General features: G+C 73.4%; 12 protein-coding genes and 1 riboswitch. Of the genes, 5 read left to right on the top strand and 7 right to left on the bottom strand.

What is annotated here, in order from left to right; genetic code table 11:
• Positions 1-168: 168 nt before the first annotated feature.
• The 3 genes from ABZ261_RS25230 to thrC form a co-directional block, all read right to left on the bottom strand.
• Positions 169-372 carry a cold-shock protein gene (locus ABZ261_RS25230; RefSeq protein ID WP_004986573.1) on the bottom strand — a complete coding sequence of 68 codons (204 nt, stop codon included), beginning with the start codon at positions 370-372 and terminating at the stop codon, positions 169-171.
• Between the two features lie 441 nt (positions 373-813).
• A complete protein-coding gene (locus ABZ261_RS25225) occupies positions 814-1,089 on the bottom strand; it encodes a MoaD/ThiS family protein (protein ID WP_356862856.1) in 276 nt (91 codons plus the stop codon).
• Positions 1,086-2,369, bottom strand: coding sequence for a threonine synthase (gene thrC / locus ABZ261_RS25220; RefSeq protein ID WP_356862854.1), 1,284 nt, complete (start codon positions 2,367-2,369; stop codon positions 1,086-1,088). Before thrC ends, ABZ261_RS25225 begins: the two co-directional genes overlap by 4 nt.
• A gap of 17 nt (positions 2,370-2,386) precedes the next feature.
• Positions 2,387-2,530, bottom strand: a riboswitch (SAM riboswitch).
• Between the two features lie 155 nt (positions 2,531-2,685).
• Here thrC and ABZ261_RS25215 point away from each other — a divergent pair.
• Together ABZ261_RS25215 and ABZ261_RS25210 are read left to right on the top strand one after the other, a co-directional pair.
• Complete coding sequence (locus tag ABZ261_RS25215; protein WP_356862852.1) at positions 2,686-3,630, top strand: glucosyl-3-phosphoglycerate synthase; 945 nt, start codon at positions 2,686-2,688, stop codon at positions 3,628-3,630.
• A gap of 65 nt (positions 3,631-3,695) precedes the next feature.
• The gene (locus ABZ261_RS25210; RefSeq protein ID WP_356862850.1) at positions 3,696-5,150 is read left to right on the top strand and encodes a trehalose-6-phosphate synthase; all 1,455 of its coding nucleotides are present in this window, start codon (positions 3,696-3,698) and stop codon (positions 5,148-5,150) included.
• On the opposite strand, the gene otsB is transcribed toward ABZ261_RS25210, so the two are convergent.
• The 3 genes from otsB to ABZ261_RS25195 all read right to left on the bottom strand — a co-directional run bounded on the left by otsB (position 5,138) and on the right by ABZ261_RS25195 (position 7,725).
• The gene (gene otsB / locus ABZ261_RS25205) at positions 5,138-5,971 is read right to left on the bottom strand and encodes a trehalose-phosphatase (protein WP_356862848.1); all 834 of its coding nucleotides are present in this window, start codon (positions 5,969-5,971) and stop codon (positions 5,138-5,140) included. The genes ABZ261_RS25210 and otsB overlap by 13 nt on opposite strands.
• Before the next feature lie 237 nt (positions 5,972-6,208).
• Complete coding sequence (locus ABZ261_RS25200; RefSeq protein WP_356862847.1) at positions 6,209-6,433, bottom strand: DUF3263 domain-containing protein; 225 nt, start codon at positions 6,431-6,433, stop codon at positions 6,209-6,211.
• Between the two features lie 47 nt (positions 6,434-6,480).
• Entirely contained in the window at positions 6,481-7,725 is a 1,245-nt protein-coding gene (locus ABZ261_RS25195; protein ID WP_356862845.1) for an extracellular solute-binding protein, read from the bottom strand.
• Between the two features lie 141 nt (positions 7,726-7,866).
• Here ABZ261_RS25195 and ABZ261_RS25190 point away from each other — a divergent pair, with 141 nt between their 5' ends.
• The 3 genes from ABZ261_RS25190 to ABZ261_RS25180 all read left to right on the top strand — a co-directional run bounded on the left by ABZ261_RS25190 (position 7,867) and on the right by ABZ261_RS25180 (position 11,063).
• Positions 7,867-8,811 (top strand): ROK family protein, encoded by a 945-nt coding sequence (locus ABZ261_RS25190; RefSeq protein ID WP_356862939.1) that lies wholly within the window; start codon positions 7,867-7,869, stop codon positions 8,809-8,811.
• Between the two features lie 86 nt (positions 8,812-8,897).
• Positions 8,898-10,025, top strand: a complete 1,128-nt coding sequence (gene nagA, locus ABZ261_RS25185; RefSeq protein WP_356862937.1) for an N-acetylglucosamine-6-phosphate deacetylase — start codon at positions 8,898-8,900, stop codon at positions 10,023-10,025.
• Between the two features lie 120 nt (positions 10,026-10,145).
• Positions 10,146-11,063, top strand: coding sequence for a 1-phosphofructokinase family hexose kinase (locus ABZ261_RS25180; protein ID WP_356862843.1), 918 nt, complete (start codon positions 10,146-10,148; stop codon positions 11,061-11,063).
• 65 nt (positions 11,064-11,128) lie between these two features.
• On the opposite strand, the gene ABZ261_RS25175 is transcribed toward ABZ261_RS25180, so the two are convergent.
• Positions 11,129-12,061 carry a CBM35 domain-containing protein gene (locus tag ABZ261_RS25175; protein ID WP_356862841.1) on the bottom strand — a complete coding sequence of 311 codons (933 nt, stop codon included), beginning with the start codon at positions 12,059-12,061 and terminating at the stop codon, positions 11,129-11,131.
• Between the last annotated feature and the right edge of the window lie 35 nt (positions 12,062-12,096).

Below are 12,096 nucleotides of genomic sequence, written 5' to 3'. Positions count from 1 at the left end.
ACTCTCACCTTCAGAGTGCTAACGCCAATGATTAGCACTCGGCATGGTCGAGTGCAAGCGCCCCGGGTCATGCGGCAGGCCCGTCAGCCGCCCGCGAACACCGGCGCGCCGGGCACGGCGAAGGGCCCGCACCCGGTGCTGGTGCGGGCCCTTCGTCACAAGAAACGTTCAGGCGGTGACGCGAACCATGTCGGCCTGCGGACCCTTCTGGCCCTGCGAGATCTCGAACTCGACTCGCTGACCCTCTTCCAGGGTGCGGTAGCCGTCCATCTGGATCGCGCTGTAGTGGACGAAGACGTCCGCACCACCGTCGACCGCGATGAAGCCGTACCCCTTCTCCGCGTTGAACCACTTGACGGTGCCCTGAGCCATGCCTAACTCCCCTATTACTGGCCCTTGCACAGATCCACACTTCGCGGACCCGGGTCAGACCTCACCCCCCAACTGGTCGGGGGCGTGCGCCGGAACGCGTCGACCGCGGCTGAATGTATCTGTCCCACTGCCGTCTGCAACAGGTCAATCGGACGAGAAATCTGGACGCGAGCGGTCCGCACGGTAGGGGAAATTCACCCGATCACAGGGCAAGTCGGGCCCCATAAAAGCCGCAAAGGCCGCGGAAAGCCCTTGCACTTTGGCTGCTTCTTGTCGGGCCCTCGGCGGGAAATCCGGGGCCCGCGACCCGAAGGCCGCGACCGTGTTCCCCAACTCTACCGCGCTCAATCAAACTGAATTGCCCCTTCCGCTTCTCTTGCGGAGGGGGCAATCAGATGAACATCGCGTCACCGGCATTACCGAGGGTAATGCCGGGGCCGGTCAGCCGCCGGCGACGGCCGGGATGATCGACACGCCGGCGCCGTCGGGGGTCGCCGTCTCCAGGCCCTGCTCGAAGCGGACGTCGTCGTCGTTGACGTACACGTTGACGAAGCGGCGCAGCTTCCCCTGGTCGTCAAGCACCCGGGCGGCGATCCCGGTGTGGTTCTTCTCCAGGTCGGCGATGACCTCGGCGAGGGTGGCGCCCTCGGCGCTGACCTCCGCCCGGCCGCCGGTGTAGGTGCGCAGGATGGTGGGGATGCGAACGGTCACGCTCATGCGAGGCCAGCCTCTCGGAAGGAGTCCAGGGTCGGGCGGATGGTGGCGGTCAGGCCGGTCCCGGCCACCGCGTCCAGGGTCTTCAGGCCGTCACCGGTGTTGAGGACGACGGTGGTCTTCGCCGGGTCCAGCACACCGTCCTCGATCAGCTTGCGGGTCACGCCCACGGTCACCCCGCCGGCGGTCTCCGCGAAGATGCCCTCGGTCCGGGCGAGCAGCTTGATGGCGTCCACGATCTCCTCGTCCGTCACGTCCTCCACGGCGCCGCCGGTACGGCGCGCGATGTCCAGGACGTACGGTCCGTCGGCCGGGTTGCCGATGGCGAGGGACTTGGCGATGGTGTCCGGCTTCTGCGGCCGCACGACGTCGTGCCCGGCCTTGAAGGCGGCCGACACCGGCGAGCAGCCCGCCGCCTGGGCGCCGAAGATCCGGTACGGCCGGTCCTCGACGAGTCCCAGCGCGATCAGCTCCCGCAGCCCCTTGTCGATCTTCGTGAGCTGCGATCCGGACGCGATCGGGACGACGATCTGGTCGGGCAGCCGCCAGCCGAGCTGCTCGCAGATCTCGTACGCCAGGGTCTTGGAGCCCTCCGCGTAGTACGGCCGCAGGTTGACGTTGACGAAGCCCCAGCCCTCGCCGGCCGGATCGCCGATCAGCTCGGAGCAGAAGCGGTTCACGTCGTCGTAGGTGCCCTCGATGCCGACCAGCTCGCCGCCGTAGACCGCGGCCATGACGACCTTGCCCTGCTCCAGGTCGTGCGGGATGAACACGCAGGAGCGCAGGCCCGCCCGGGCGGCGGCGGCGCCCACGGCGCCGGCCAGGTTGCCCGTCGAGGAGCAGGAGAGCGTGGTGAAGCCGAAGGCGCGGGCGGCCTCCAGCGCCTGCGCGACGACCCGGTCCTTGAAGGAGTGGGTCGGGTTGCCGGAGTCGTCCTTCACGTACAGACCGCCGGTGACGCCCAGTTCGCGGGCCAGGTTGTCGGCCTGGACGAGCTTGGTCCAGCCCGGGTTCAGGTTGGGCTTGCCGGCGACGTCCGCCGGAACCGGCAGCAGCGGCGCGTACCGCCAGATGTTCGCGGGGCCCGCCTCGATGCGGCGGCGCAGCTCCTCGGCGTCGTAGCCGGAGAAGTCGTAGGCGATCTCCAGCGGGCCGAAGCACTCCTCGCAGGCGAAGACCGGGCCGAGCGGCACCCGGTGGCCGCACTCGCGACAGCTCAGGGCGGCGGCGGGACCGAGGTCGACGGTGGGGACGCTGGTGCTTGCAACTGTCTGCACAGCCATGGAGGCGAGGCCCTTTCTCCTCATCTTCCTCACGGCGCATCTCGCCGCGAGACGGATTTGGCACCTTCCCTAGCCGGGAGCCTCGCTGCGAAAGACGAGTACCGACTGGAGGGTTGCCGGGGCTTCACCGGGCCGTGTCCCTCTGCCCCTCTGGATGAGCTGTATGCGGTTGTGGGCGCCGCGGACCCCCGGCATGCGATGGTCATCGGCGTTGTTCAAGACTGTAACCGAAGGCCAGGACGGTCGAGGGAGTCGTCCGAACCGCGAGATGGATCACACGGCGGCGTGTGGTCGTGACAGTGAGGAGCCGCAGAGCGTGCTGGAAGAAGTCGAGCGCTGGCTGGCCGACCGCTCCTGGTCCGTGGGCGACCGCCCGCTCCAGCGGATCCTGGCCGCCAAACAGCGCACGGGGCAGACGGTCAGCGTCGTGCTGCCCGCGCTCGACGAGGAGGAGACCGTCGGCGACATCGTCGCCGTCATCCGGCAGGACCTCGTGGAGCGGGTCCCGCTCGTCGACGAGATCGTCGTCGTCGACTCCGGATCCACCGACCGCACCTCCGAGGTCGCCGCGCGCGCCGGCGCCCGGGTCGTGCACCGCGACGAGATACTGCCCCGCATCCCGGCCGTGCCCGGCAAGGGCGAGGTGCTGTGGCGTTCGCTGCTGGTGACCGGCGGGGACATCGTCTGCTTCGTCGACGCGGACCTCAGGGAGTTCTCCTCCGACTTCGTCCGCGGCATCGTCGGCCCGCTGCTCACCGACCCGGAGGTCCACCTCGTCAAGGCCATGTACGACCGTCCGCTCGGCGCCGCCGCCGGCCAGGGCGGCCGGGTCACCGAGCTGATGGCCCGCCCGCTGCTGAACATGCACTGGCCGCGGCTGGCCGGCTTCGTGCAGCCGCTCGGCGGGGAGTACGCGGCCCGCCGCTCCCTGCTGGAGCGGCTGCCGTTCCCCGTCGGGTACGGCGTGGAGCTGGGCATGCTGGTCGACGCGCTGCACCTGGTCGGCCTGGACGCGCTGGCCCAGGTCGACGTGGGGGTGCGCAGGCACCGGCACCAGGACGGGCAGGCCCTCGGCCGGATGGCCGCCGCGATCTACCGCACCGCGCAGCTCCGGCTGGCCCGCGGCCATCTGGTGCGGCCCGCGCTGACCCAGTTCGAGCGGGGCCCGGACGGGTTCGAGCCGCGCACCTACGCCGTGGACACCGAGGAGCGGCCGCCCATGCTGGAGATCGCCGAGTACGCCGAGCGGAGAGTGGCGTGAACAGGGCCTCCCTTCCCGGCGGACCGTACGTTTGAGCGTTTCCGGGCCGGGCTAGGTTGAGGCGTATGGCTTTCACGCACGGTGCTGCCGACAAGGCTCAGGTGCTGGTCGCGTCCAACCGCGGCCCGGTTTCGTATCAGGTGGGCGAGGACGGCTCGCTGCGCGCCAGACGGGGCGGCGGCGGGCTGGTCTCGGGACTGTCGGCCATCGGGTCGGACGCCGACTCCGTGTGGGTGTGCGCCGCGCTGGGCGACGGCGACCGGGAGGCCGTACGGCGCGCGGAGGGCGGGCTGCTGCCGGCCGAGGACACCGGCGGGCAGCGGGTGCGGATGCTGGACGTCGACGCGGCCGTGCACGCCGAGGCGTACAACGGCATCGCCAACTCGGTGCTCTGGTTCGTGCACCACATGCTGTACCAGACGCCGCTGGAACCGGTCTTCGACGCGGAGTTCCGGCGGCAGTGGGCGTCCTACGAGGCGTACAACCGGGCCTTCGCCGAGGCGCTGGCCGAGGAGGCCGCCGACGGCGCGGCCGTGCTGATCCAGGACTACCACCTGGCCCTCGCCCCGCGGATGCTCCGCCAGCTCCGCCCCGACCTGCGCATCGGCCACTTCTCGCACACGCCGTGGGCCCCGCCGGACTACTTCCGCCTCCTCCCCGACGACATCGCCGCCGAACTGCTGACCGGCATCCTGGGCGCCGACCGGGCCGCGTTCCTCACCCGGCGGTGGGCCGACGCGTTCACCGACTGCTGCCACGCGGTGCTGGGACCCGGCATCCCCTCCGGCACCCGGATCGGGGTGCACGGGCTGGGTGCGGACGCCGACTTCCTGCGCAAACGGGCCCACGAACCGGACGTGGACGAGCGGATGGCCGCCCTGCGCGAGGAGATCGGCACGGGCCCCGACGGGGCGCCGCGCAAGGCGGTCGTCCGGGTCGACCGCACCGAGCTGTCCAAGAACATCGTCCGCGGACTGCTGGCGTACCGGCAGCTGCTGGAGGACCGCCCCGAGTGGCGGGAGAAGGTCGTCCACGTGGCCTTCGCCTATCCGTCCCGGCAGGACCTTCCCGTCTACCGCGAGTACACCGCCGAGGTGCAGCGGGTCGCGGACGCGATCAACGAGCGGTTCGGCACGGCGGGCTGGACCCCGGTCGTGCTGCATGTGAAGGACGACTTCGCCCGCTCCCTGGCCGCGTACCGGCTGGCCGACGTGGCCCTGGTGAACCCCATCCGGGACGGCATGAACCTGGTCGCCAAGGAGGTGCCCGTCGTCTCCGACGAGGGCTGCGCGCTGGTGCTGTCGCGGGAGGCCGGGGCGCACGAGGAGCTGGGCGGGGACGCGATCACCGTGAACCCGTACGACATCACGGGCACGGCCGCGGCGCTGGCCGAGGCGCTGGCGATGCCGGCGCGGGAGCGGGCCGAGCGGTCGGAGCGGCTGGCCGCCGCCGCGACCGCGCTGCCGCCGGCCCGCTGGTTCCTGGACCAGCTGGAGGCGCTCGGCCCTCAGCCGAGCTGAGCGGCCAGCGCGCGCAGGAACGCCACCACTCCCTGCGGGCCGTCCACCACCAGGTCGGCCCGCTCCGCGAGTTCCGGGACCTCCGCGCTGCCGCTGCAGACCAGCAGGCCGGGGGTCCCGTCGGCGCGCAGCTTGTCGACCGCGGCGAAGGCGGGCAGGTCGCCCAGGTCGTCGCCGGCGTAGACGACGCATCCGGCGTGGACGGCGCGGGCGTGGTCCAGGAGGGCCACGCCCTTGTCCATGCCCGGCGGGCGCAGCTCCAGCACCAGGCGGCCGGGCTCGACGATCAGGCCGTGCCGGGCGGCGAGGTCGGTGAGGGGCCCGACGAGGGCCTCGAAGGCGCCTTGCGGGTCGGTGGCGCGGCGGGTGTGGACCGCGACCGCGCGGCCCTTCTCCTCGATCCGCGTGCCCGGCCCGGCGGCGGCGCGCTCCAGCAGGCGCGGCAGCTCCGCGCGGGCGGCGGCGACGCCGGGGTGCGGCGGGGGCGCGGTGACCGTGCCGGTGACCGCGTCCCAGCGTTCGGCGCCGTAGTGGCCGAGGACGGTGAGGCGCTCCAGGCCGGGGACGCCGGCGAAGCCGCCGTACCGGACCGCCACCTCGGGCGGGCGGCCGGTGATCACGGCGATCGAGGCGACCTCGGGGGCGAGCGCGGCCAGTGCGGGCACGGCCTCGGGGTGGGCGCGGGCCTGCTCGGGGTCGGCGACGATCGGGGCCAGGGTGCCGTCGAAGTCCAGGCCGATCACGGCGGAACCGGGGCGGGCCAGGAGCGCGGCCAGTCCGTCCCGGCCGGCTCGGGTGCTCGGAAGCGGCAGAGGGTCCATACCGCGACCCTATCCAGCGCGCGCCGACTCACGCCTCGCCGGACGGCCTCGGCGCCTTCGCGCGGATCACCCCGGGGCCGCGGCGTCCGGCACGGCGCCTCGCCGCGCTGCCGGACCACCCGGGCGCGCCCGGTGCGCGGGGGCCCCCCGCCTCACGGCGCGCCGCGCCGGACGTCGCGGCCCGGTTCCGGCCCGGTCCGAGCGGCGCCCTGTGCGCCGCGGCGCCCTCGGCGCGGCTCAGCGGTCCGCCCGGCGGGCCTCCCGGACGCGGCGCAGGCGGTTGACCGTGACCGGGTCGTGGGCCAGGGCGCGCTCGTCGTCCAGGAGGGCGTTGAGCAGCTGGTAGTAGCGGACGGGGGCCAGGCCCAGCTCCTCGCGTATCGCGCGCTCCTTCGCGCCGGGGCCGGGAAAGCCCCGGCGCTCCAGCGCGAGCACGGCCTTCTCGCGGCTGCCCAGTTCCATGGCAGCCACCGTAGCGCCGGGCACCGACAGCCGGTGGCCGGCGGGTCCTAGCCGACGCTGCGGCTGTCCGCCGCCGTGGCCGCCGACTGCAGGCGGGTCAGCACGCCCGCGGGGCTGCCGGCGGGGGAGACGGCCTGGCCGATCTGCTCCTTCACGGCCGCGCTGACCGCCGCCCAGGAGGTCTTGCCGACGGGGTACAGCTCGGAGGTGGGCAGCTGCTCCAGGAACGGGTGCAGGGCCTTGTCGGTGGCCGCGTCCGACGCGCTCATGGCGTTGGAGGCGGAGCCGGTGACCGGCAGCAGCCCGTACTCGCGGGAGAAGGCGAGGACGTTCTTCTCGTCGTAGACGAAGTCGAGGAACTCGCCGATCTGCTCGGCGTGCCCGTTCTGCTTGAAGCCCATCATCCAGTCGGCGACGCCCATCGAGGCGCGGGCCTTGCCGGTGCGGCCCGGCATCGGCACCATGCCGAACTTCACGCCCTTCCTGGCGGCCTGCTGGATGAGCGTGGGGTGCCCGTTGAGCATGCCGACCTGGCCGTCGGCGAAGGCGGCGAAGGCGTCCGCGCGGTTGAGCTTGCCGGGGGCGACCGGGCCGGTCAGCTCCTTGGCGACGAGCTCGTCCTTGAGCCAGGTGAAGGTCGCGACGTTCTGCGCGGAGTCGAGGGTGTAGGTGCCGACGTCGTCGGTGTAGCCGCTGCCGCCGCTGAGCAGCCACTGCATCGTCTCGGCCTGGGCCTCCTCGGGGCCGAGCGGCAGGGCGTAGGGGTACTTCACGCCCCTGGCCTTGAGCGCCTCGGCGTCGGCGGCCAGCTCGTCCCAGGTGGTGGGCGGGGTGATGCCGGCCTTGGCGAACAGGGTCTTGTTGTAGAAGAGCACCCGGGTGGAGGCGGCGAAGGGGATGCCGTACTGGGTGTGCTTCCACTCGCCGGCGTCGGAGAGCTGGGAGAGGAAGTCCGCCTGGGTGCGGATGGAGAGCAGTTCCGAGGCCGGGTAGAGCTTGCCGCTTGCCGCGTAGTCGGCGTAGGCGCCGATCTGGGCCATGTCGGGGGCGTGCCCGGCGTCCACCATCTCCTTGACCTTGCGGTCGACGTCGTTCCAGGAGTAGACGCTGACCTCGATCTTCACATCGGGGTGCCGGGACTCGTACTCCTCGGCCAGGGCGTCCCAGTACTTCTTGGAGCTGTTGGCGGCCGAGTCGCCGTAGTCGGCGGCGACCAGTTTCAGAGTCACGTCGGACGAGCCCGTGCTCCCGCAGCCGCCGAGGACCGCTGTCATGCCCAGTGCGGACACCACCGCGATCGTTCCTGCCGTACGCCGACCCACCGTCACTATCCCAACCCTGCTGTCTGACCGTTCAACAATTGGACCCATAAGGTCTACACCACGTGAGTGGACTAGACCTCTCCTGGGTAGGCGGGTCACACTAGGCCCGTGGTGAGACATGTCATCGCCCTGGACGTGGGCGGTACCGGGATCAAGGCCGCCCTCGTCGGCGACGACGGCGCGCTGCTGCACCGCGCCCGGCGCGCCACCGGGCGCGAGCGCGGCCCCGAGGCGGTGATCGAGGGCATCCTCGACTTCGCCGCCGAGCTGCGCGCGTACGGCGTCGAGCACTGCGGCGAGCCGGCCGCCGCGGCCGGCGTCGCGGTCCCCGGCATCGTCGACGAGGAGCGGGGCACCGCCGTCTACGCCGCCAACCTCGGCTGGAAGGACGTGCCCCTGCGGGCGCTGCTGGGCGACCGGCTGGGGACGCCCGTCGCCCTCGGCCACGACGTGCGCACCGGCGGGCTCGCCGAAGGCCGCATCGGCGCCGGCCGGGGCGCCGACCGGTTCCTGTTCGTGCCGCTGGGCACCGGGATCGCCGGCGCCATCGGCATCGACGGCCGGGTGGAGGCCGGCGCGCACGGCTTCGCGGGCGAGATCGGGCACATCGTCGTACGCCCTTCAGGCGCCCCGTGCCCCTGCGGGCAGCGCGGCTGCCTGGAGCGGTACGCCTCCGCGTCCGCCGTCGGCGCGGCCTGGGCGGCGGCCTGCGGGGACCCGGAGGCCGGCGCGGCCGACTGCGCGCGGGCCGTCGCGGCCGGCGACCCGGACGCCGTCCGCGTCTGGCAGGAGGCGGTCGACGCCCTCGCCGACGGCCTGGTCACCGCACTCACCCTGCTGGACCCCCGCACCCTGATCATCGGTGGCGGGCTCGCCGAGGCGGGGGAAGTGTTGTTCCCGCCGCTGCGGGACGCGGTCCGGCGACGGGTCACCTTCCAGCGGACGCCGGACATCGTCCCCGCCGCCCTCGGCGACAGCGCGGGCTGCCTGGGCGCCGCCCTGCTCGCCCGGGACCTGCTGACGACCACTTCATCGAACCCGGAGGTAAGCACCTGATGGCCACAGAGCGGGAAACCCCGGCCCCGGACGGCGCGCCGGAGGCCGCGCGGGGAACTGCGCGATCCGCCACGACGGGCCCGCAGGTGCTCACCGGCGCACACGTGGTGCTCCCCACCGGCACGGTGCCGAACGGGCGGCTGGCCGTCGACGGCGGGCGCATCACCGACGCCGCCCCGGCCGGCGCCCGGGTCGTCGACGTCACCGGCCACTGGCTGGTGCCCGGCTTCGTCGACATCCACAACCACGGCGGCGGCGGAGCCTCCTTCTCCGGCGGCGCCGACGAGATCCTCACCGCCGTCCGCACCCACCGCCGGCACGGCACCACCACCCTCGTCGCCTCCCTCGTCACCGACGAGATGGACCTGCTGGTCCGCCGGGCCGGCCTGCTGAGCGAGCTGGCCGAACAGGGCGAGATCGCGGGCATCCACTTCGAGGGGCCGTTCATCTCCCCGTGCCGCAAGGGCGCCCACTCCGAGGAACTGCTGCGCGACCCGGACCCGGCCGAGGTCCGCAAGCTGATCGACGCGGCGCGCGGCACGGCCAAGATGGTCACCCTCGCGGCCGAACTGCCCGGCGGCATCGACTCCGTGCGGCTGCTCGCCGAGCACGGCGTCATCGCCGCGATCGGGCACACGGACGCCGGCTACGAGCAGACCGTCGAGGCGATCGACGCGGGCGCCACCGTCGCCACCCACCTCTTCAACGCCATGCCCGCCCTGAACCACCGCGCCCCCGGCCCGATCGCCGCCCTGCTGGAGGACGAGCGGGTCACGGTGGAGCTGATCGACGACGGCACCCACCTGCACCCCGCCGCGCTGCAGCTCGCCTTCCACCACGCGGGCGCGGACCGGGTCGCCTTCATCACCGACGCGATGGACGCGGCCGGCATCGGCGACGGCCGCTATCTGCTCGGCCCGCTGGAGGTCGAGGTCAGCGAGGGCGTGGCCCGGCTGGTGGACGGCGGCTCCATCGCCGGCTCCACCCTCACCCTGGACCGGGCCTTCCAGCGGGCGGTGACCGTCGACAAGCTGTCCGTGGAGGACGCCGTGAAGGCCCTCTCCGCCAACCCGGCCCGGCTGCTCGGCCTGGACGACCGCATCGGCTCCCTGGAACCCGGCAAGGACGCCGACCTCGTCCTGCTGGACGCGGACTTCCGGCTGAAGGGCGTGATGCGCCGGGGCGAATGGGTGGTCGCACCCCAACTGCCCTGATCCGTACCGGTGTCGGGAGACGGGGGCCGGGGCGCGCACTGGGCCGGCCGCCGTCTCTTTGGCATGATCGAGGCCCCGGACACCGATGGCATGTGCACGGACCAAGGGAGGTCGGCCCGGGTGATCCTCACGGTCACGCTGAACACCGCTCTCGACCTCACCTACCGCGTGCGGTCGCTGCGCCCGCACACCTCGCACCGGGTGTCGGAGGTGGCCGAGCGGCCCGGCGGCAAGGGCGTGAACGTGGCCCGGGTGCTGGCCGCGCTCGGGCACGAGGCGACGGTCACCGGGTTCGCGGGCGGCGCGACCGGCCAGGTGCTGCGCGAGGGGCTCGCGGGCACGCCCGGCCTGACGGACGCACTGGTGCCGGTGTCCGGGGCGACCCGGCGCACGGTCGCGGTCGTGGACGGCCTCTCGGGCGACACCACCCAGTTCAACGAGCCGGGCCCGCACATCGCCCCGGCCGAGTGGGGCGCCTTCCTGGACCGGTACGAGGAACTGCTGCCCGGCGCGCGGGCCGTGGCCCTGTGCGGCAGCCTGCCGCCGGGGGTGCCGGTGGGCGCGTACGCCAACCTGGTGCGGGCCGCGCGGGCCGCGGGCGTCCCCGTCCTCCTCGACACCAGCGGCGAACCGCTGCGCCGCGGGGTCGCCGCCCGGCCCGACGTCATCAAGCCGAACGCCGACGAACTGGCCGAACTCACCGGCTCGCACGAGCCGTCGCGCGCCACCCAGGACGCCCGCCGGCGCGGCGCCCGGGCGGTCGTCGCCTCCCTGGGCGCGCGGGGCCTGCTGGCGCTCACCCCGGAAGGGCGCTGGCGCGCGGTCCCGCCCGCCGCCGAGCACGGCAACCCCACCGGCGCCGGCGACGCGGCCGTCGCCGGCCTGCTGACCGGGCTGCTGGACGGGCTCTCCTGGCCGGACCGCCTCGCCCGCGCGGTCGCCCTGTCGGCGGCCACCGTGCGGTCACCGGCGGCGGGCGACTTCGACCGCGCGGCCTACGAGAAACTCCTGGCGTCAGTGACGGTGACGGCGGCCTGACAGCGCCGCGCAGCCGTCGGCCCACGGCCCCGGCGGACGCCGGGGCCGCATGGCCGCCCGGTGGCTCAGCCGGCGCCGACCCAGCCCTTCACCAGCCACATCTGGTCGATGAGGGCGTCGCACTGGTTGCCCTGCTCGCAGGAGAGCTTGATGGTGTTCGTGCCCTTGTCGAGCTGGACGTAGTTGTACGTCTTCGTCCAGCCCTTGGCGTAGTCGCCCGCCGGGGCACCCGTCCAGTTCCTCAGGTCGGCGGCCCTGGCGGAGGCCGTGCCGTTGACCGTGAGGGTGGCGGTGGCGTCCTTGCCGGGCACGCTGTACCCGACGTAGACGCTGTACTTGCCGGCCTCGGGGATGTTGTTGACGGTCCAGGTGATCGAGGCTCCGGGCTGGTTGAAGCCCGTCACGTAGACGCCGCCGCTCGCCCTGGCGCCCTTGACGTCCGACGCCGTCGTCGCCCCGGCCCCGAGGGTCAGGTCCTTCGCGTCGGTCTTCGGCAGCTCGCCCGCGGACGCCGAGGCGCTGCCCGACGGCTTCGGGGCCTGGCTCTGGGACTGGATCGGGCCCGGGCCGGCCCGGTCGCCGCCCTTGTCGTCGTCCGTGTTGCCGTTGATCATCGCCACGCCGATGCCGATGACGACCGCGGCGACCACCGCGATCGCGCCGATCAGCAGGCCCTTGGTGTTCGGGCCGCGGCGGCCGGGCGCGGAAGGCGCGGCACGGCGGCCCCCGGCCGGGGCGCCGCCGGGCAGCGTCTCCGGGGCCTGGTAGTGGGCGTTCGGCTGGCCGTAGGCACCCTGCTGCTGCCCGCCCTGGCCGTAGGCGGCCTGCGGCTGGCCGTACTGGCGCTCACCGACCGCGCGCACCCTGCTGACCGAGTTCGGGTAGCCGTAACCGCCGCCGGACGGCGGCTGGGCTCCCCGGGCCTGGCCGTCTGCGTACAGGTAGCCGAACGGGTCGTCGTCCTCGGGCGTGCTCGCGCCGTTGTCGCCGGGCGTCATCCCTGGTACTCCTCAGCAGGTGCGGGCGGATGCGT

The organism is Streptomyces sp. NPDC006193, from assembly GCF_040613915.1.
In the GTDB taxonomy this organism is placed as follows: Bacteria; Actinomycetota; Actinomycetes; order Streptomycetales; family Streptomycetaceae; genus Streptomyces.
Note: the sequence above shows the minus strand (reverse complement) of the source record. Positions and strands in the feature narration are given on the sequence as shown.